At 34.7% G+C, this 18,911-nt stretch carries 22 protein-coding genes and 1 pseudogene; 7 read left to right on the forward strand and 16 right to left on the reverse strand.

What is annotated here, in order from left to right:
* Positions 1-368: 368 nt before the first annotated feature.
* The gene (locus B5P42_RS24355) at positions 369-593 is read left to right on the forward strand and encodes a hypothetical protein (protein WP_078181419.1); all 225 of its coding nucleotides are present in this window, start codon (positions 369-371) and stop codon (positions 591-593) included.
* 98 nt (positions 594-691) lie between these two features.
* Here B5P42_RS24355 and B5P42_RS24360 read toward each other — a convergent pair whose 3' ends face one another.
* The 3 genes from B5P42_RS24360 to B5P42_RS24370 all read right to left on the reverse strand — a co-directional run bounded on the left by B5P42_RS24360 (position 692) and on the right by B5P42_RS24370 (position 2,091).
* Positions 692-949, reverse strand: coding sequence for a DUF3963 domain-containing protein (locus B5P42_RS24360; protein ID WP_078174087.1), 258 nt, complete (start codon positions 947-949; stop codon positions 692-694).
* A 166-nt stretch (positions 950-1,115) separates the two neighbouring features.
* Complete coding sequence (locus B5P42_RS24365; RefSeq protein WP_044438796.1) at positions 1,116-1,625, reverse strand: hypothetical protein; 510 nt, start codon at positions 1,623-1,625, stop codon at positions 1,116-1,118.
* Complete coding sequence (locus B5P42_RS24370; protein WP_016091906.1) at positions 1,612-2,091, reverse strand: GyrI-like domain-containing protein; 480 nt, start codon at positions 2,089-2,091, stop codon at positions 1,612-1,614. The genes B5P42_RS24365 and B5P42_RS24370 overlap by 14 nt, the downstream gene beginning before the upstream one ends.
* Positions 2,092-2,201: 110 nt before the next feature.
* Between B5P42_RS24370 and B5P42_RS24375 the strand changes: the two genes are divergently transcribed.
* Positions 2,202-3,164 carry a helix-turn-helix transcriptional regulator gene (locus B5P42_RS24375; RefSeq protein ID WP_113735462.1) on the forward strand — a complete coding sequence of 321 codons (963 nt, stop codon included), beginning with the start codon at positions 2,202-2,204 and terminating at the stop codon, positions 3,162-3,164.
* A 293-nt stretch (positions 3,165-3,457) separates the two neighbouring features.
* Here B5P42_RS24375 and B5P42_RS24380 read toward each other — a convergent pair whose 3' ends face one another.
* The 8 genes from B5P42_RS24380 to B5P42_RS24415 all read right to left on the reverse strand — a co-directional run bounded on the left by B5P42_RS24380 (position 3,458) and on the right by B5P42_RS24415 (position 12,311).
* Positions 3,458-4,777, reverse strand: a complete 1,320-nt coding sequence (locus B5P42_RS24380) for an aromatic amino acid transport family protein (RefSeq protein WP_113735463.1) — start codon at positions 4,775-4,777, stop codon at positions 3,458-3,460.
* Positions 4,778-5,933: 1,156 nt separating this feature from the next.
* Positions 5,934-6,683, reverse strand: a complete 750-nt coding sequence (locus B5P42_RS24385) for an ABC transporter permease (protein WP_002014105.1) — start codon at positions 6,681-6,683, stop codon at positions 5,934-5,936.
* Positions 6,684-7,445, reverse strand: coding sequence for an ABC transporter ATP-binding protein (locus B5P42_RS24390; protein WP_113735464.1), 762 nt, complete (start codon positions 7,443-7,445; stop codon positions 6,684-6,686).
* Between the two features lie 169 nt (positions 7,446-7,614).
* Entirely contained in the window at positions 7,615-7,956 is a 342-nt protein-coding gene (locus B5P42_RS24395) for a DUF1048 domain-containing protein (protein WP_002014108.1), read from the reverse strand.
* Positions 7,957-8,031: 75 nt separating this feature from the next.
* A complete protein-coding gene (locus B5P42_RS24400; RefSeq protein WP_002128372.1) occupies positions 8,032-8,352 on the reverse strand; it encodes a PadR family transcriptional regulator in 321 nt (106 codons plus the stop codon).
* A 737-nt stretch (positions 8,353-9,089) separates the two neighbouring features.
* Positions 9,090-10,376 (reverse strand): hydroxylamine reductase, encoded by a 1,287-nt coding sequence (gene hcp / locus B5P42_RS24405; RefSeq protein WP_002165336.1) that lies wholly within the window; start codon positions 10,374-10,376, stop codon positions 9,090-9,092.
* 736 nt (positions 10,377-11,112) lie between these two features.
* The gene (gene bla2 / locus B5P42_RS24410) at positions 11,113-11,886 is read right to left on the reverse strand and encodes a BcII family subclass B1 metallo-beta-lactamase (protein WP_113735465.1); all 774 of its coding nucleotides are present in this window, start codon (positions 11,884-11,886) and stop codon (positions 11,113-11,115) included.
* A gap of 143 nt (positions 11,887-12,029) precedes the next feature.
* Positions 12,030-12,311 carry a MazG nucleotide pyrophosphohydrolase domain-containing protein gene (locus B5P42_RS24415; protein WP_002137547.1) on the reverse strand — a complete coding sequence of 94 codons (282 nt, stop codon included), beginning with the start codon at positions 12,309-12,311 and terminating at the stop codon, positions 12,030-12,032.
* A gap of 124 nt (positions 12,312-12,435) precedes the next feature.
* Between B5P42_RS24415 and B5P42_RS24420 the strand changes: the two genes are divergently transcribed.
* On the forward strand, positions 12,436-12,726 hold the full coding sequence (locus tag B5P42_RS24420; protein WP_113735466.1) for a DUF3784 domain-containing protein: 291 nt from the start codon (positions 12,436-12,438) through the stop codon (positions 12,724-12,726).
* A 29-nt stretch (positions 12,727-12,755) separates the two neighbouring features.
* On the opposite strand, the gene B5P42_RS24425 is transcribed toward B5P42_RS24420, so the two are convergent.
* The gene (locus B5P42_RS24425) at positions 12,756-12,935 is read right to left on the reverse strand and encodes a hypothetical protein (RefSeq protein ID WP_113735467.1); all 180 of its coding nucleotides are present in this window, start codon (positions 12,933-12,935) and stop codon (positions 12,756-12,758) included.
* Positions 12,936-13,024: 89 nt separating this feature from the next.
* On the opposite strand from B5P42_RS24425, the gene B5P42_RS24430 reads away from it, so the two are divergent.
* The gene (locus tag B5P42_RS24430; RefSeq protein ID WP_113735468.1) at positions 13,025-14,062 is read left to right on the forward strand and encodes a serine hydrolase domain-containing protein; all 1,038 of its coding nucleotides are present in this window, start codon (positions 13,025-13,027) and stop codon (positions 14,060-14,062) included.
* A gap of 48 nt (positions 14,063-14,110) precedes the next feature.
* Here the strand turns inward: B5P42_RS24430 and B5P42_RS24435 are convergent, their stop codons facing one another.
* The 4 genes and pseudogenes from B5P42_RS24435 to yeiL form a co-directional block, all read right to left on the reverse strand.
* Positions 14,111-14,359, reverse strand: coding sequence for a hypothetical protein (locus B5P42_RS24435; protein WP_002087603.1), 249 nt, complete (start codon positions 14,357-14,359; stop codon positions 14,111-14,113).
* Positions 14,360-14,655: 296 nt separating this feature from the next.
* Entirely contained in the window at positions 14,656-15,690 is a 1,035-nt protein-coding gene (locus B5P42_RS24440; RefSeq protein ID WP_113735469.1) for a flavin-containing monooxygenase, read from the reverse strand.
* A 352-nt stretch (positions 15,691-16,042) separates the two neighbouring features.
* Positions 16,043-16,546, reverse strand: a pseudogene (locus B5P42_RS33270) (glyoxalase superfamily protein).
* 13 nt (positions 16,547-16,559) lie between these two features.
* Positions 16,560-17,252, reverse strand: coding sequence for a transcriptional regulator YeiL (yeiL, locus tag B5P42_RS24460; protein WP_088032329.1), 693 nt, complete (start codon positions 17,250-17,252; stop codon positions 16,560-16,562).
* A gap of 108 nt (positions 17,253-17,360) precedes the next feature.
* Between yeiL and B5P42_RS24465 the strand changes: the two genes are divergently transcribed.
* From B5P42_RS24465 to B5P42_RS24475, 3 genes are all read left to right on the forward strand, one after another.
* Positions 17,361-17,807 carry a DMT family transporter gene (locus B5P42_RS24465; protein ID WP_060749110.1) on the forward strand — a complete coding sequence of 149 codons (447 nt, stop codon included), beginning with the start codon at positions 17,361-17,363 and terminating at the stop codon, positions 17,805-17,807.
* A gap of 13 nt (positions 17,808-17,820) precedes the next feature.
* On the forward strand, positions 17,821-18,285 hold the full coding sequence (locus tag B5P42_RS24470) for a DMT family transporter (RefSeq protein ID WP_002014128.1): 465 nt from the start codon (positions 17,821-17,823) through the stop codon (positions 18,283-18,285).
* Between the two features lie 104 nt (positions 18,286-18,389).
* Entirely contained in the window at positions 18,390-18,869 is a 480-nt protein-coding gene (locus B5P42_RS24475; RefSeq protein ID WP_002128384.1) for a hypothetical protein, read from the forward strand.
* The last annotated feature ends 42 nt before the right edge of the window (positions 18,870-18,911 follow it).

The raw sequence follows: 18,911 nt of genomic DNA on the forward strand, positions 1-18,911 counted from the left end.
TTTAGGCTATCTATAAAAGATAATAAAAGACTACGTGAAAAAACCACATTTTGTATAAAAAGATACCTTAAGTTGATGGATGTGGGGTAGCACCCCATGGCTATCAACCTAAAATTTTATAGTATCCCCAAAACGAGAAAATTGGCATCTCCAGATAAAAATATACATTTTTTGTTTTTGAGATACTAGTTTCATTAGCTTGATGGGCATATTGGTGAAACCCCGAAATGGACATTTTGGTAGGCAATTCTTCTTCTCTTAAAATAACCTTAAATATATTATAGATTTAAGAATATCAGAAAAATAAATGGTATAATTTTCTAAAACATCCTGAATAAAGTTGATTTTAGAAAAGGAGTAGAGGGGAAATGTTTCAGAAGCTCAAATTTTATTTAATCAGTCTTGTAATTAGTTCAATGTTAGGTGGAATTATCATAGGTGCTAATTTCTTGGTCCATAACATCTACTATTTAGTTGTAGGTAAAGAGTTTCATTTTAATATGTGGTCTTCCATTATTATATTTAGTATCGTATTTATTTCGGGTTTCTCGTATATGTTGAAAAAGGGTCCAGATATACTTGTTAATGATTAAACCAATAGTAATTATCGTAGGCGCTACCATGATCTGGTTGGCGTCTTGTTTGTTGTTAAGGAAAGATAACAAAACAAAATTCCCTTAATCACAAGGCTTTAAAAGTAACCTATCCATAGTGATATTAAAGTTACTACTAACAGGGCAAGAAGAAATGTGATATTTCGAATCCACTTTTGTATATCATCAAAATACCGTTCTATAAATGCAACGTTGATATAAAACATGAAAAATACAACAAAGAAGGTAAAGTTACCAAATTTATCATTCAATTTTTCATTAGTAAATGTGCTTACATGAAGGAATAGTAAAGCAAAAGTTACTAAGAATAACTCAAATAGCCTTTTTTTACTCACGCCACCACCACCCTACAGTAATTTCCTTTCGTTCTATTTTATCTGAACGTAGTGTGTAGCAGACTATGAATATTATACTTATGTAAAAAAAGGCTAACAATTCAAGATTATTAGCCTTAATCGCGCCTTTTAAAAGAATAACTCAATACAACAAATGACTGATTCTTCAACTTGCAATATATTCTCCTTTAATTACAAAAAACGAACCTCGAATTGTTCCAGCAAGTTTAGACTTCTGTCTAGCAAACTTAAACTTCTCTACTAACTCCGTTGGTATCTCCATTCCCTCAGAAAGCTTAAATCCAACAGCCCGCTTCTTTGGGTTATCCAGCGTATACATGACGTTGACTGCAAGACCATCCTCATAGAAGACATAGGCAAATTTAATATTTCCCACTTGAAAACACGATGTTTCTAAAGGTTTTGCCGCAAACTCAATATCACGTTCTTCTTTCAAAATGCGGTTCACATAATCAAGAGTCTTCTCGCTTTCACTAGCTGGTACAACCGTAAATTCATGCTTATATTTATTCATAAAGTAACGTGCTTCATGAGCACGTAAACCAGCAAGTGCTTCTGCTACAGGTGAAGACTCCATGCCAGCTGTAGTTACGTTTTTAAAATCAACGATATCGGACAATTCCATCTCTCCTTTTAATACTTTACTTCCTAACAACTGGAATCCATATTTCACCAAATACTAAGCCGTTTCGCTGCCCCATCTCAACTGTTGTATTTGGCCCACCAACATAGGCAAAATCTTTTACTTCTGCTAATGCTTGACCAAATGCAATACCAGTAAGCTTATTACTTAGCTCCTCAGCTGTATTGCCTTCACCTTTAACTACTAGGTATTCTCCCCTCGGAAACTGGATAACTCTAGATTCTTCTTGTATCGTTGCCTCTGTCATGACACCAGCGTAATACATCATCTTGTTATTCACCGCTTCACTCACAGAAAAAATGTAATCATTTGTAGCTAAAGCTTTTAAAGTGTCCAACCTTCCATCTTGTTCGACGGCCAGCCAAAAGTCTGCCTTTTCCTTGTTTATGCCCGCAAAGTCTGTATAGTGGCTCTTAAGTTCAGTTCCAATACCTAACACGATAAAGCTATCTTTTTCTTCTATTGTATAATTTTTCATATTTAAAACCTTCCTCACTTTTAAATTAATCAAACGATTTATCTTTTCACTTGATGAGTTTATAATATCTTTAAATCATGTCAAAAAATGATACTGTTTAGGAGACCAACATGAAAAAAGTTGAACGGATTAATACGATCATGCGCTATATTAACAACCGCTCCCACTTTACAATTTCTGAAATCATACGAGAATTTAACATCTCACGATCGACAGCTATTAGAGACATTAGAGAAATTGAAGCCATGGGGATGCCGCTCGTCGCTGAAGTTGGCAGGGATGGAGGATATTTTGTCATGCATAACTCTATCTTGCCCGTTGTTCGCTTTACTGATAATGAGGTCAAAGCTCTTTTTATTGCCTTTATGGCCACAAGAAATCAACAACTTCCCTATCTAAAGAGTCGTCAGTCTTTAGCCGAAAAACTACTAGGACTCATCTCAGAAATCCAGCAGGATGACCTTGTTCTTTTAAATCAAATCTTGCTTTTTGAAGGGACTAACCCTCATAATCCTGACCTACTTGAGCTTTCTGACCTCCCCCATCCTATGTTAGAAAAACTCATCCAAATCCTTCTTTTAGATAGCCATTTATTGATTACCGTACAAGAAGAGGAGGAAACCAAGTCTTATCCAATTTATCTACTGCACCTTTATCAAGAAAAAAGCCATTGGATAATTGAAGGCTTTGACATAAAAGAAGAAAAAAAGAAGATGTTTCTTGTCGATCATCTCATTAATGTCGAACCCTATACGACGAAAAATAGATTAAGTAAGAAAAAAATTTCAGAAAAACTAAGTAAGAGGGACGAAGCAATCAACCTTGTACTTGAACTTGGTCCAAAAGCGATTACCCAGTTCAAAAAATACCATCCTATAAAAATTTCTATTTCCTATACAAATCCTTACCAATCCACAGCCATTCTAAAAACTTTTATCAATGTTAACAATCTCGATGAATTGATAGAAATAACAAATTGGCTACTTTTCCTAGGTAAAGATATCAAAATCAGGGAAGTTCCTGAAGAAGTGTTAGAAGGTTTAAAAGAGAGATTATGTTTATACTGCCCATAAGCAGTGGCCAGTTAAACCCAAAATAATATTGAGTTTGACTAGATGCCAGTTACCTCTATTTAAATACCTAGTAAAAACATTTTATTCGCTACCGCTACTTTAAACGCTCTTCTAAGAATAATGCCAACACAAAAAAAGACATGAACTAATCTTTGTTCATGTCTTTTTATATTAGAGTTTAACCCTCATAAAACAGCTTGTTTAAAATTCGAATATGGACTTATCTTATCCATAATCTCTTTCATTCTTTTTTCATATCCCACTATTTTAGCACTTGAACTAACAATAGCGAATTAGAATAATGACTTAATACTTGCTAGGACAGTAAGTATACCTACAACAATGACAAACACATTGCTCATTTTCCCTCTGTATTTAGCTAGTACTGGTACTTTACGAATCGCATACATTGGTAATAGACATAAGATAGCAGCAACTAACGGTCCGCTAAGGGCATCAATGATTCCAAGAATACTTGGATTTGCATAAGCAACATACCAACATGTTAATACGACAAAAGTAAGGATCACTGTCTTAATTGTTTTTTCTTCTAAATTTTTCCCGCGTGTTTTACCAAACTTCATAATCACGTCACGCATTACCTCATATGCTCCTATATAATGGCCAAGGAAGGACTTAGTTATAGCCACAAAAGCAATGATAGGAGCTGCAATAGTGATTACTGGTGAATTAAGCTCATTAGCAAGATACGATAGAATTGATAGGTTTTGTTCTTTAGCCATCATAAGATCTTTTGGAGTTAAACTCAGTGCACTACTCCAAACAAAGAACATAACTACTACGAAAGTCATGATATAACAAACTTTTTGTATTTGAGCACATTTGGCATCAGTAGCTTCTATTCCATAGGTAGCTCTCTGCTTTATAACAAATGACGAAATAAGAGGAGAATGATTAAATGAAAATACTATGATTGGTAGTATCATCAATAGCACCCCAAAATACCCTGTTCCTGTTGAAGCAGTAGTAGCACTTGAAAAACTAAGCATTGACGTATTCCACTGTGGAATTAAAGATATTGAAATAAAAAGTAAAGAAGCAATAAACGGATATACTAGCATGCTCATTATCTTTACAGTGATATCTTGACCAAAATTTAGTATAGCGATAAGACCGAGTACTAATACAAGCGATAAAATGGCCCTTGGAGGCTCCGGCATGTGCAATTGATGCACGATAAAACTACTTGCAGTATTTGTAAGTGCAACCGAATACATCAGCACGATCGTATAAATTGAAACGAAATATACTATGTTAAAAATTATACTTGCCTTATTTCCGAAATACTCTCTTATTGTGCCTGTAATCCCCTCATCAGCAGAATTAGAAGCGTATATCATTTTAGCAAGTGCCCTATGTGAATAATACATAACAGGAAATGCAAGTATCGTAATTAACAGTAATGATAATAAACCACCTGAACCTGCATTAATAGGTAAAAAGAGTACTCCTGCACCAATTGCTGTTCCAAAAAGGCTCAATGCCCAAGTAGTATCTTGTTTATGCCACTTTTTAGGATCTAGATATTTCTCATTTTTCACTGCATTATTTTCAGCTTGAAATTCTATTTTTTTTGCAGTATTCCCATTCATATAATAAATCCCCCTTGTATCCTATTCTTACGTCTCTTTTTAGGCTTAAGAATATAGACCATTCTTAAAAAATGAACCGCTTACTAGATGCACCATATTGTAAACGATTCCACCTAAAGCTGTCTCTCTTAATGTGCGAGGCATTTATCCTCCAACCCTATACTTACCATTGATGATATTGTTTACACCAGCTAATACGATGTCCGCTGCTACTAAACTATTTTGAAGAAATTCCCCTTCTGGTCACACACCTTTCTGTAATTAATCGTTTCAGTCTGTCCAATTTTAAAATGTTTGATATTTTCTTCGTAGGTAATCGGTTACCTCTCGACGCCCTCATTATAACGTTTATATTTGCGAGTCTAATATTTTTTTATTTTTAGAAAGACAGAATAAACAGAATTATGAATAGATAATAAATTACAATTGGTATGTAGCAATTGTGTCTATTTTTTGAAGCTGTATTAGTTAATAGAAAAGTAAACATAATACAGAGTTCCTTTCGTTAACACATTGATTATATTAGGAACTCGTTATAAAGATACTTATATTTCCCTTTGCTTTCACATCTTATCTTTGACATGAAGCTGTTGTAATAAATAATACACATTGATTTAAAGGAATAAATTTAGAAAACATAAAATTATTCTCATGAATTTTTATTATATATAACGAATTAATATTCATTTTTCAGAAAAGAAGAACTTTTCAAAAGGAGCCTACGCACCTTATATAATGGTTATCATGTTAAGCCTGTTAAAAGAATTACACCATAAGTTTCCATTTACTATATGTAATATTTATTAAGTGTAGTTTTTTCTAAATATGCATAATTACATATTTAGAAAAAGAGAGTATACTTTCGAATTGTGTAATAAAGATATAGCCCACCTACGGAAACAGGTGGGCTTTTCATGTATAAAAATTGCATTTATTATATGGCAATTAGAATTGAGATCAAAATATTACCTCTTCCCTTTTAACTCTCTCAGTCTGCTTTTTCTCAACGTCTGAGCCTACTTACGTACCAACTACATAACCAGTAAGAATACTAACAATTATAGCAATAACTAAGATTAATGTGATTTAAATCCACTTTCCCATATATATATTATTCCAGAAGATTTAGTTGCCATTGTGCAACGAACTGGTGGTGTTACCCTAACTGACGTTTAAATGCTTTGCCGGCGAAGAAGTAAGCGATAACCATAATGCCCACACACCAAGCAAGTGCAATCCAAATATCGTTGCCAACAGTCCCTTCATATAAGAGGGCACGAATCGCATTCACGATTGAAGTCACAGGCTGGTTTTCAGCGAACGCACGAACAATTTTTGGCATAGTTTCGGTAGGAACAAAGGCCGAACTAATAAAGGGCAGAAAAATTAGTGGGTACGAGTAGGCTGTCGCCCCTTCCATAGACTTCGCTGTCAACCCAGGAATGATAGCCAACCATGTCAGCGCCAGCGTAAACATCCCGAGTATTCCAGCTACCGCGAGCCAATCCAGAATATTAGCACTGGAACGGAAGCCCATTAAGAGCGCAACAAGGATAACCACCACGATAGTAAGCACATTAGCAACAAGTGATGTTAATACGTGAGCCCATAATACCGACGAACGCTTGATAGGCATAGTAATGAAACGTGCCATCAGCCCGCTCTTTACATCCGTAAACAACCGTACGGAAGTGTAAGCGACACCGGATGCGATAGCCATCAGCAAGATTCCCGGCAATAAATAATTGACGTAGTTATCCGTTCCTGTCTTTATGGCGCCGCCAAATACGTAGACAAACAACAGCATCATCATAATCGGCGTAATCGCTACCGTAATAATTGTATCCGGACTGCGCATAATGTTGCGCATTAAACGCCCTAATAATACCCCTGTTTTGCTCTTCATTTACATCTCCTCCTTTTTGCCAATGATCGCAAGGAAAATTTCTTCCAATGTCGGCTGCTTCTCGATATACTCCACTTTTGTTGGCGGGAACATCTCTTTAAGTTCTGTAAGAGTACCAGTCGTAATAATTTTTCCGCCATGCAAGATAGCGATACGGTCCGCCAGTTGTTCGGCTTCCTCGAGGTACTGGGTCGTGAGCAAGATAGTCGTGCCGCCGCCGGCAAGTTCCTTGACTGTATCCCACACTTCAATACGCGCTTCAGGGTCAAGCCCTGTCGTCGGTTCATCGAGAAAAATGACTGCTGGCGTCCCGATCAAGCTCATGGCGATATCAAGCCGGCGCTTCATCCCACCTGAGTACTGGTCTGCCCTCTGGTTGGCTGCATCAGTCAGGCTGAATCTTGCAAGCAAATTGTCAGCGACTTGAGCGGGACTAGAAACTTCACGCAACTTGGCAATCATTATCAAGTTTTCTCTCCCCGTGAGCATACCGTCTAAAGCTGCAAACTGCCCTGTCAGACTGATACTTTGACGAACATGATCCGGTTGACGCTGAACGTCAAAACCACAAATACCTACTTCGCCGCCATCTTGCTTCATCAGCGTCGAGAGGATATTGACTATCGTCGTCTTGCCCGCTCCATTTGAGCCCAGCAGTGCGAAAATTTCGCCACGCTGCACTTCAAAATCTACCCCTTTTAACACTTCCTTATCTTTAAAGGATTTTTTTAATCCTTTTACAGAAATCGCTGTATTGGTCATACTTTTTTCCTCCTTAAAAAATGTTTTGTAAAGCTAGACTGCCTACACTCCTCTATTTAGTATTACTGATAATCTGTATTACTTAGTACTGATTTAAAAATATAACTGAATAGCGATGGCGGCAATTCACATTTGTAACCAGCTAATCAGTCGGTATTACCTGTTGCATTTATTTTTTTCTCAATTGCTTCATGATACTTTCATTCAAATCTTCACGATACTTGGAAACATAAGTTTTAGCGTTTGCCACTAGTTCGTCAGCAAAGGATGCCACGTCCTCCCCAGTGATTTCTAGCACTTGTCTGCCTTCCGCCGCACCGGCTTCAAACAAATCGATTAGTTCATACTGTATGTGTAGCATATCCATCCCGTTACCAGCTGAGAAATTCCACATGTAGTTTTGAATTTTCTTAAACACAAACTGATAGTCCTCTGGCAGAGCTCCAACCCGTGCCATCATCATTTTGTACTCTTTTTTATCACCAATTAATTTTTTGAACATTTCCAACATATTATTTTTCCTCCTTTTTTATAAAGCAGAACAAGAAACTCCCAAAATATCGGCCGAATATTTAATCTTATGAGGCTAGTTTGACTTCAAGACGTTAATTTTTGATGATACAAAATCCCATTTTCTCCAAAATAATTCAAGCTCCTGACGGCCATCCTCATTTAGTGAATAAAACTTGCGAGGCGGCCCCATGTCTGACGGTTTCTTTTCAATATTCACAAGTTTTTTCTTCTCTAATCGCACAAGGATGGTATAGACCGTTCCTTCCACGACTTCAGTAAACCCAAGCTCATTAAGGTGGCGGGTAATCTCATAGCCATAAGTTTCACGGCGGCTAATGATTTCCAGAACACATCCTTCCAGCGAACCTTTCAGCATTTCAGTTAAATTTTCCATATTCTGATCCTCCTTTACCCCCTATTCTGTCTGACTTATATTCAGTATCACAGAGTACTAAGGCTAATTTTTACTGAATAGCTTTTGAGAAGCCTCACTATTCAGTATTACTTATTACCACTACATTGTATGACTAAGTAGATGGAATGTCAACTCGATTTTTAAATTTTTTCTTAAATCCGCTTTTGCCTATTGGATACTGAATATATTTTTAAAAACCACTCTATTCAGTATTACTTATTACCACTACATTGTATGACTACGTAGATAGAATGTCAACTCGATTTTTAAATTTTTTCTTAAATCCGCTATTATCTATTGGATACTGCCTATTTTCTTCTTAAGAAATCTCACCACATACCTATCCAGCTAAGAAAAGGAAATACCCAAAACAAAAATTCCGCATTTTTATTTTGGGCGTTATAATATTCCGAAGTTAATGAATGTGGATAGCTCTCCTTATTAAAAAGACGGATCATTTTTTTGTTCTTCTACTAATGCACCCGTGCATCTAATACATGAGCTTGCGAATACATACAAACTCTTTATAAAGTGAAACTTTAATCTGTGGGGGGTTTTGTTCATCCCCTACTGATTATTAGTCCTCATCAATCGGGCGTTTACGGGCAACAGGGCTCCCACCTAACTTCTTTGCTCCAGCTGAATTTTGAGGTGGGAGTTTTACTGCCCGCAAATAGCGGGATAAAGTCAACTCTTCATATAGGACATCCTTTTTGTTACGATAACATCATATTCATATCTTCTGCTGCGGTTGTAATTAGTTTTAAACCGAATGTCTCTTGTAATACATCAAGCACACCAGGTGAAATAAATTCAGGTGCCTTTGGACCAATGCGAATATCTTGAATACCAAGACTAAATAGCCCAAGTAAAATGGCAACCGCTTTTTGTTCAAACCATGATAGAACAATACTCACTGGCAATTCATTCACTTCACATTGAAAAGCATCAGCTAAAGCGGCCGCTATTTTCACTGTAGAAATTGAATTATTACATTGTCCTAAGTCAATGTAACGTGGAATCTCCGTACCGGGCACAACACCATAACTTACATCATTAAAGCGGAATTTCCCACAGGAAGTTGTTAAAATAACCGTTTCTGGCGGAAGTGACGTTGCTAATTCACGATAGTATTCCCCGCCTTTTCCTGGTGCATCACAACCTGCGATAACAAAGAAACGCTTAATTTTCCCTTCCTTTACTGCCTCAATAATTTCTGGAGCTAATGATAATACTGTATTATGATGAAACCCTGTTACTAACTGTTCATCCGACTCCATATGTACTTCTGGAAGTTCTAGCGCTTTTTGAATCACTGGTGTAAAATCGTCATTTTCAATTTTTTGTACGCCCTCTAAGCCTGCAATATCATATGAAAAGAATCGATCAGAGTATGATCCTTTAATTGGCATAACACAGTTCGTTGTAGCTAATATAGCACCAGTGAATTTTTCGAAAAGTCGTCGTTGATCGTACCATGCCTTACCAATGTTTCCTTTTAAATGTTTATATTTTTTCAGTTGTGGATATCCGTGTGCTGGTAGCATTTCAGAATGCGTATAAATGTTAATTTCTTTTCCTTCTGTTTGCTTTAATAACTCTTCTAATGCAAATAAATTATGACCAGTAACTACAATTGCCTTACCTTCTACATGGTTCTGCGTAATTTGAACAGGCTCCGGAACACCAAAGTGATTCGTATGTGCCTCATCTAATAACTCCATTACTCGTAAAGCCGATTTCCCTACTTTCATAGCCATATCAATATGTTCTTGTTCATTAAAGTTAGAATTTGTTAATGTCATATATAGCGCTTCTTGAGTTGTAGCATCTACAAATGCATCTGTATACCCTAGCTGCGCAGCATGCGTACGATAAGCCGCTATTCCTTTTAATCCAAACACAATCGTATCTTGTAAACTTGCAATTGTTTCATTCTTACCACAAACACCCATCACTTTACATCCGCCTGTTGGCGTTTGCTCACATTGATAACAAAACATATCATCCCACCCTCTCCCAATCATTCATTACAAATCAAGCATAATACCCATCAGGAAAAAAGGATGTGATATCAATCACAATAATATATATAAATTTGTGACAGTTCATATTGTTGACATAATATTTTTACTGACACTAAAAAACATACAGAAAAATGGACACCTTTGTTGATGCTTTCAAATAGCTAGATAATTGATTTAGAGAACTATTAGCAACTAATAAGCATACAAAAACGCTATTCTTTCTATCATTCAACAGAAAGAATAGCGTTTTTTCATTTTGAAGAACTATCAATTTTTTGATTAAAGATTTTATAGGAAACCTCTTTATTTACAATACATTTACACCATCTTAACATTTTTTACATTATTTATATGATATATTTATATAGAAACTACTTAAGAAATTTCATGTACATTGTTATCTTTATGATCTCTTATTTAATTGATAAGAGGTCATGTTATATTTTTATAACAGGGGTGAATTAGGATGACTGAAACATTAAAGACACTTATAATGCTTGATGTTACTTACGTTATTATAGCAATTATGACGGTACTAGTATTTGTATATTTAGAATTAAAATCTCAGTAACATATTTAGGCGTAATCAATAGCTTCGGCATTTCAATATAGTTAAAAGAAAAAGAGGAGGAAATAGTTTTCTCCTCTCTTTTGTATTCCAAAAATTTCTTAAATCTACAATTCGCTTCATTATTACTTTATTTCTTGTTTCTTATTTCAACAAATCCAATGTATGTAAAAGTAATCCTCTGTCCCCTACTTCTCCATGACCAGGCACTACTAAGTTCATATTTCCATATCGGTTCAACACATTCTCAATCGATATCGACCATTCATTTACATATGCATCAGCAACATTCCCTAAATCTTTAGCTTCCGCAGATTTCACTAAACAGCCTCCAGCTAAAATGTTGTATTGCGGTAACCATACGACAATATTATCTTCTGTATGCCCTTTCCCTGGATAGAACGTTTCTACTTTTATATTTCCAAACTTCAAATTTGTAATTGTTTGTAGGTCTCCAAGTGGCTCCTCATATCCATTTTTCTTTGCTAGTTCCGCAGTTAATGCTGTACTATGCGCTTTAATGCCTCTTTCTTTCAACGTTTTTATCCCGCCAATTCGATCAGCATGCGCATGTGTAATAATGACATCCGTTACGCGCTTCTGAAATTTCTTTTCTACCATCTCTATTAGTTCCTTCGTTAACTTATCATCCCAAGAAGAATCGACAAGCACTAACCCTTTAGAAGTGTTAAGAACTAGACCGTTCGAAGGAACTGCTACTCCATTAAAATAACCTAACTCAGTATGAACCCATACATTTTTGTTTAACTGAGAAATTGAAATAGTTCCTGTCTCATTCTTTATTACTTTTTGCTCTAGCTTTTGTTCCGCTTTCACAGAAGAAATTGTGCTAACAAATTGAATTGTTCCTAGTAAACTAACACATACCCCTAATTTTAATAATGTATTCTTTTTCATTTTCTCCACCCTTTCTTTCAAACTAAATAGTTATTACCTATATTAGACAATTCGTCTCAAATGTTTGTTCCATCTTTTTTTACATATTTTTCATACCATTAATAAAAAGCGCACAAAATTTTGTGCGCTTTTTAACTTTCCTTTTACCATTCACGTTTTTTATTAATCATCATTTTTTCTTCAAACGCCTTCTCTAAATCAATTTCTAACTTGTTTGCTAAATCACATACATTCCAAATTACATCAAACATTTCTAAACCAATCTCTCTTTTCGAATCTTGTATTTTATCACGCTTTAATATAACTTCCGCTAATTCACCTAATTCCGCCATCGCATACATCGTACGCTCTTCAATTGTTGTATCTTGAAATCCTTTTTCTTTACTGAAATTTAATACATATCTCTGGAATTCCACAATATTCATACTTAATCTCCCCTCATCACAAATACTCCATTTTTCTATTACACTTAAAATCAAAAATGTATTTTGTTAAATTATAACATTCATACTATAATTTATTTATAGCCCTTTAACGGAGGTGTTCTCAATGACTCTCTTCGCTTCCCCATCATTATTCATACTAGCAATCATTTCATTTGCATTAGCTTATTTCATCGGAGTAAAACAATACACTTGGCTCTTATCAGGATTCAATGAACGCCGTGTACCTGACAAAGTGAAGTTATCAAAAATAGTTGGTCTTTATAATTTAATTGCTGGTGTTATTGCCACAATTGGCAGTGTCTTCATTACTCCTAATGTTAAAATTATATTTCCCATCATTATTATTGGACACGTCATAATAGCCGCATATGTAAGTACACGTATGGTTCAGTAAAAAAAGATCATCCAAATGGATGATCTTTTTCATAACTTATCAACATATTGCTTCGCTTCTAACAATGAAAATCCAAAAGCCTCTCTTACTCTCTTAATTGCTGTAACTGTTTTTCCATCTTCCACAAGCTGGCGTAATTCTTTATTAATTTCAGGTTCTCTATCTACAATTCCCATTTCTTTCGAAATTAATTGTAATCTATCTTCCATCCTCTTTAAACGCGTATCTGTTTCCTTTTCTCTCTATTTACTACTGTATAATAAAGTTAATATTCTGTTTTTAAAAGAAAGGAGTCACTATGAACTTAAAAAGTAACAATATATATGAGAAAATGAACCAATATTCTGTTTCAGGGTTAAGCTTTGCCATTATACGTGACGGTAAACCTGATGAAGCCACTGCTTTCGGAACACTTGAATCTGGAACAACTAGAACTGTCACTACGGATTCCATATTCAATTCTTGTTCTATTAGCAAATTCATCACTTCAATGCTTGTACTAACGTTATCAGATCAAGGAATCGTACATTTAGATGAAGACGTAAATGATAGACTCACATCTTGGAACATCCCTACCAATCTATTTACTTCACAGAAAAAAGTCACGCTGCGAAACTTATTAAGTCACCAATCTGGAATCATTGATCCTCCCAATAGTTTTGAACATTATACACTTGCACAAGGAATACCTAAAATCCCTGAACTCCTTGCTGGTAAAACATTATATTGCCCAGTACCTATAGAAGTAACTTATGCACCAGAAAGCCAATTCCACTACTCTGACGCAAATTTTTGTATTATCGAACAACTACTTGAAGATATTACGGGGAAATCATTTAGTCAGTTACTAGAAGAACTTATCTTCCAGCCACTACAAATGAAAAATAGCACACTCTTCTCTCCCGAATACATAGATAAAACCGATGCTTTTGCTTGCGGGCATAATAAAAATGGAACTGTAACAAATGAGAAGTATCCATTTTATCCATTCGCAGCAGCTTCAGGCGTTTGGACAACACCAACTGACTTATCAACTTTAGTACTCGGACTCATTCATTCCTTACAAGGAAATAGCAAACTGGAACTTTCTCAAAAAACAGTACAAGATATGATTTCTCCTCAAGGATGCACCAAATGGACTGGGTTAGGTGTTTTTCTAGAGTATTCTAATGAAGACTTACAAATTCATTCACTTGGCTGGGGTGTTGGATTTCAATGTATGATGGTATGTAATCCATACCGAGGTAATGGCGCTGTTATTATGACGAATTCGGATTTAGGTGTTCATCAAAAGGATGGGATTATTGGTGAGATTTTAAAAATGTTATCCTTATAATTAACGAAGTAAAACAAAGAAAGAAGCTGATTCTCCCAGCTTCTTTCTTTATATAACATTTTTCACCACAATTTTAATATGTTCTGGTGCGATAATTTCAGTTATACTTTCTTGGAAATCTTCATGCAGCAGTTCTTCAATATGCTCTAACTGCACTTCGACATGTGTGCATTCTAAATTATGTATGTTTAATAGTGCATAATGATCTTTCTTCTTAATTACTAAATATTGATTTTCTTCTGTTATGAGTACAGAACCTAATCGTATTCCTAGTAGACGTTGATCATCAAACTTCACAATTTTTTCCCCTTTCCAACTACGAATGTAATTACTATACAAAAAACCTAATTTAAGGAAAAGAATCTTATATAGACTATATCATAATTTACTAAAATATAAATATCATATTTTCTTTCAATAGAAATCCCCGTTTTTTTATATATTTCGATACAAAAAACTTTCTCAACGAAAAATTATAATTTTCAGTTTTTTATTTCATGAAAATCTATTATACTAAAGCTAATAAACGTTTGAAATGTTTGACCTCTCCTAATTCATGTACATATGGATGATCAGTAGCTGTTGCTACTGATCTATTTTTTGATTTCAGAAAGCAAATACACCGCATCCTTTCCTACACCACAAATAAGCGCAGAACCCCTTTGAGATTGCCACGGCAGTCCAATATAATACAATCCTCTTACTGGACTCATTCCCTTTGTATGATTAGGAAATCCATTCATATTCACTGCCTTTTCTATTTCAATCCATTTATAATCTTGAACAAAACCAGTTGACCATATAATACTTTGTGCACTATACGTGCCACCATTCTGAAACATAATATTATTTCCTGATGCACTTACCACTTTTCCCTGTAGTTTTATTGCTCCACTACGAATAAGTTCCTTACCTTCAAAACCAAAAATGGGATCCTTTCGCTTCTGAAACCACCTTCCTCTCTTTGTATGTATTTCAGCATACAATAAACCCATTTTTTCTAACCAATTAAAAATGCTTTTTCTAAAAAGATATAACGGTAAAAAGGTTAACGGATGACTTATAGCCATTGTAACTTCATGAGTTTTTGCAAGTTCTACTGCTATTTGCATGCCTGAATTCCCACCACCTACTACAAGTACTTTTCCCTTTGGAATTTGTAATGGTGATTTATATTGTGATGAATGTATTTGAAAAATATGTGATGAAAGATGTTGTGAAAATGAGGGGATGAATGGTTGCTGAAAACCACCTGATGCGATAATAACTTTTTTCGATTGTAAAATTTCTGTAGGAGTGTGTAATTCAAATATTTCTTTCTCTTTTCTTATTTTTAAAACTTGAGTCTGTAATTTTACCGGCAATTGAAAATACCTTGCATATTCTTCTAAATAAATTGCAATTTCATCTTTACATGGAAATCCACTCCCTTCTCCTTTTAATATCATACCTGGTAAACTACTATATTCCCTTGGTGTGAAGAGCTGCAAAGAATCATAGCGGTCTCTCCAAGAATCGCCAATTCGGTTTCCCGCCTCAAGTAATAAGAAACTATATCCTTCCTGCTTCAAGTAGTATCCCATTGTTAATCCAGCTTGACCAGCTCCCACGATAATTATATCTTTCATTCCAATTCCTCCTTCTCACAAACACATGAATACATGTTCATATGTTCATACGTTTCCATAATCATAACATTTTATTTTTTTATAATTCAATATCTATCCAAAATAAAAAAGAGCAGTTCACTATAAAGTAAACTCCCCTTAATATGTATCATCTCGTTACTCATTAATATTTCAATTGTCCCCCAAAGGATCTAACGGCCCATACACACTAACACCTAAATTTATTATCATTTCGAATATCTTTTAATACCGCCTTTAAAGCGTGACTATTCCCATTAATATCTGAAATCATCGCTATTTTTCTCTTCATTGTAACCCCTACTTTGATAAATTATTTATAACACCTCAATTTCTAAACCCTTTCCTCATAAAATGTAATTCTATTTGAGAACGGATCAATCACAGTTAATTCAATTGTATCCCAAGGTGTTCTCTCTATATCAGGTTTTGAATACGCATAATCTTTACTTGATAAAATAGCATAATAACTTTTTAAATCCTCTATTTTCACACGAATTGCACCGCCTGGTGAAGCATCCCCGTGATGTTCAGATAAAGTGAAAATTTAATCAGTGGGGGGGTGTCCTTCCCCCACTGATTATTAGTTGAACCAATCGGGCATTTACGGGCAGTTATCTCCCACCTAACTTCCTCGCATTCGCCAAATTTTGAGGTGGGAGTCTTACTGCCCGTTAATGCGGGATAGATGTATTACAGTATCATTTAACGAAATTTGCATATATAATGGCATATTTTCCTCATACCGATGTTCCCAATCCAGTTTAAATCCTAAAAAATTAAAGTAAAATAACTGAGCCTTTACAATATCAAAAATTCTAAATATAGGTGTAATCATTTATAATCCCCTCCTATTTATAAACATCCGCCGCCAATTCCCGCAAAACATCTACATTCATCACTTCAAAACAACCACTGCTTTTCTTTATAATTTCTTTATCACAAAAAACATTTAATGTACGTAATAAATGCCGATAACTCGTCCCTAACAATTCAGCTATTTCCGTTAAATTCCCACTAAACACAATTCTATTTCCGTGCTGAACCGCCCGTTCCCCTGCTGCTAACATGTAACTCGCAAGTCGATTTTCAAGTGGATACAGTAAATTAATTGTACTATTTTTTGAAAGTCGATTTAATTTATGGGCTAAAGAACCGCAAATACATCTCAAAAATTTCGCATCATGAAATAATTGGTTTCTCACTTTCCCTAAAGGTAGCCCAACACAATACGAATCTGCCATCACTTGTACGTTTGAAGCAGTCTTTTGAGAATGAATTAACTCCACATCTCCTAGTAACTGCAAACTATCATAAAAACATAATAATACCGATTTCCCGTTACTTAATGTGTTAAACGCTTTCGCTTTTCCTTCAACAAAGAAATATAAATAATCTATCTCTTCGTTTTCTCTGCAAATGAACTCATTCTTTTTAAAAAATATAAGTTCCATATATGGTTTCATATCACTACTAAAAAATGAATCAATATTATTTTGTTTCATATACTCTGCTAATTTATTAGAATTACATACTTTCTTCATAGTCCCCCACCTTTACAACTCATCCCAATTGTAAACAAAATTTTCTTCTTCCACTATGACATATGTCATAGTAATACACAATTTCAGCATGATACAGTCATTACAAATATGAAATATAAAGGGGCTATTACATTGTATAACTTTCTTTCTGTCTTTATTGGTGTGCTCATTGCCGTTATGCTTCCATTGAATGGGATTTTATCTGAGTTAATTGGCAAGTACACAGCGAGCGTTGTCATTCACCTTGTCGGTTTAATTGCAGTTATTTTCGTTTTAATCCTTAACAAAAATAAAATCCATTTTGATAAAGGTATTCCACTTTTTTTATATAGTGCTGGGGCAATTGGAGTGTTCACTGTTCTTTTTAATAATATAAGTTTCTCTGCTCTTGGTGCCTCTATTACAATTGCATTAAGCTTACTTGGTCAATCCATCGCTTCCATAGTTATTGATCATTTCGGTTTATTAGGAATGAAAGTTTCGAAGTTTGATAAGAAAAAATTAATTGGATTATTATTCATCTCTTCTGGAATTATAGTCATGACAATTTATTAATGGAGGCAAGAAAATGTTATATATTTGTATCGCTATTTTAGCTGGTGTTTCTATCGTTGTTGCTAGAATTATTAACGCGAATTTAGCAAAGGAAATTGGAAATTGGGAAGGCACATTTTTCAATTATATTACTGGATTATTTTTCTCCATGTTATTTTTAATTTTCAGTTCAGATTCGTTGTATATTTCTAGTCATACGTTACAATCCATACCTATCGCTGTATACTTAGGCGGATTAGTAGGCGTTATCGTCATCTCATTATCAAACTATATTACTCCTAAAATATCAGCATTTTATTTAACATTACTCATCTTTATCGGACAATTGTTTACGGGGACTATCATCGATTTCTTCCTGTCACACGAACTATCAACCGGAAAAATTATCGGTGGAATTCTCGTATTAATAGGGCTCACTTACAATTTACTCGTTGATCGCCCTATAAAAACCGTGAAGCATAACCACGTTCAACTATAATACTTTACGCTTACCTATCATATATTAATAGAAAAGCTCTTCACATGAAGCCATAGAGAGGAGAATACCCTATTAAGAAAATCATTTTATTGATAGGTAGCGCATTGATTGTTTTTGGAACCGTATGGTTTTTAAACTCTGGAAAATCTATTCAAGATCTCTATACAGCAAGTAAACCAAAGAAGAAAGCTACTATTATTTCAACTCAAAGAGACCCAAATGCACCTCCTGTTTTTTTAGGAAAGCAGGAAATAAAAGATATACATGTAGAGTCGCTTAAGACAAAAAAATCTATCTTCCTTACAAAAACAGATGAATTAAAAACATTCATTAACAGTATGGATACAGCAAAAAAAGGCGATTTAACGCTAGATGAAGAAGGTTCTGATTTAGTAGATTGTAACATGTGGATTACTTTCCAAGATGGAACTTATAAACAATATTTAATTTGGATAGTAGATAACAACAGTAGTGAAGTTATGATTGCCCATCAAAACACTCCTGATGACGTAGACCTTACTTATTATCAATTAAATGAAGGTAATTCAAAAAAAGTATATAACTTATTTAAAAAGGTTATTTAATAGAAAAAGTCATGAGCTACTATGAAGTGCACCCCAATTGTT

This window comes from Bacillus sp. SRB_331, assembly GCF_003264175.1.
Classification (GTDB): Bacteria; Bacillota; Bacilli; order Bacillales; family Bacillaceae_G; genus Bacillus_A; species Bacillus_A mycoides.

Excerpts from the sequence above, each read along its gene's own strand:
- B5P42_RS24355 (WP_078181419.1), top strand. The coding sequence starts at position 369 with ATGTTTCAGAAGCTCAAATTTTATTTAATCAGTCTTGTAATTAGTTCA.
- B5P42_RS24370 (WP_016091906.1), bottom strand. The coding sequence starts at position 2,091 with ATGAAAAATTATACAATAGAAGAAAAAGATAGCTTTATCGTGTTAGGT.
- B5P42_RS24375 (WP_113735462.1), top strand. The coding sequence starts at position 2,202 with ATGAAAAAAGTTGAACGGATTAATACGATCATGCGCTATATTAACAAC.
- B5P42_RS24380 (WP_113735463.1), bottom strand. The coding sequence starts at position 4,777 with ATGAATGGGAATACTGCAAAAAAAATAGAATTTCAAGCTGAAAATAAT.
- B5P42_RS24385 (WP_002014105.1), bottom strand. The coding sequence starts at position 6,683 with ATGAAGAGCAAAACAGGGGTATTATTAGGGCGTTTAATGCGCAACATT.
- B5P42_RS24390 (WP_113735464.1), bottom strand. The coding sequence starts at position 7,445 with ATGACCAATACAGCGATTTCTGTAAAAGGATTAAAAAAATCCTTTAAA.
- B5P42_RS24395 (WP_002014108.1), bottom strand. The coding sequence starts at position 7,956 with ATGTTGGAAATGTTCAAAAAATTAATTGGTGATAAAAAAGAGTACAAA.
- B5P42_RS24400 (WP_002128372.1), bottom strand. The coding sequence starts at position 8,352 with ATGGAAAATTTAACTGAAATGCTGAAAGGTTCGCTGGAAGGATGTGTT.
- hcp (WP_002165336.1), bottom strand. The coding sequence starts at position 10,376 with ATGTTTTGTTATCAATGTGAGCAAACGCCAACAGGCGGATGTAAAGTG.
- bla2 (WP_113735465.1), bottom strand. The coding sequence starts at position 11,886 with ATGAAAAAGAATACATTATTAAAATTAGGGGTATGTGTTAGTTTACTA.
- B5P42_RS24415 (WP_002137547.1), bottom strand. The coding sequence starts at position 12,311 with ATGAATATTGTGGAATTCCAGAGATATGTATTAAATTTCAGTAAAGAA.
- B5P42_RS24420 (WP_113735466.1), top strand. The coding sequence starts at position 12,436 with ATGACTCTCTTCGCTTCCCCATCATTATTCATACTAGCAATCATTTCA.
- B5P42_RS24425 (WP_113735467.1), bottom strand. The coding sequence starts at position 12,935 with ATGGAAGATAGATTACAATTAATTTCGAAAGAAATGGGAATTGTAGAT.
- B5P42_RS24430 (WP_113735468.1), top strand. The coding sequence starts at position 13,025 with ATGAACTTAAAAAGTAACAATATATATGAGAAAATGAACCAATATTCT.
- B5P42_RS24440 (WP_113735469.1), bottom strand. The coding sequence starts at position 15,690 with ATGAAAGATATAATTATCGTGGGAGCTGGTCAAGCTGGATTAACAATG.
- yeiL (WP_088032329.1), bottom strand. The coding sequence starts at position 17,252 with ATGAAGAAAGTATGTAATTCTAATAAATTAGCAGAGTATATGAAACAA.
- B5P42_RS24465 (WP_060749110.1), top strand. The coding sequence starts at position 17,361 with ATGAAATATAAAGGGGCTATTACATTGTATAACTTTCTTTCTGTCTTT.
- B5P42_RS24470 (WP_002014128.1), top strand. The coding sequence starts at position 17,821 with ATGTTATATATTTGTATCGCTATTTTAGCTGGTGTTTCTATCGTTGTT.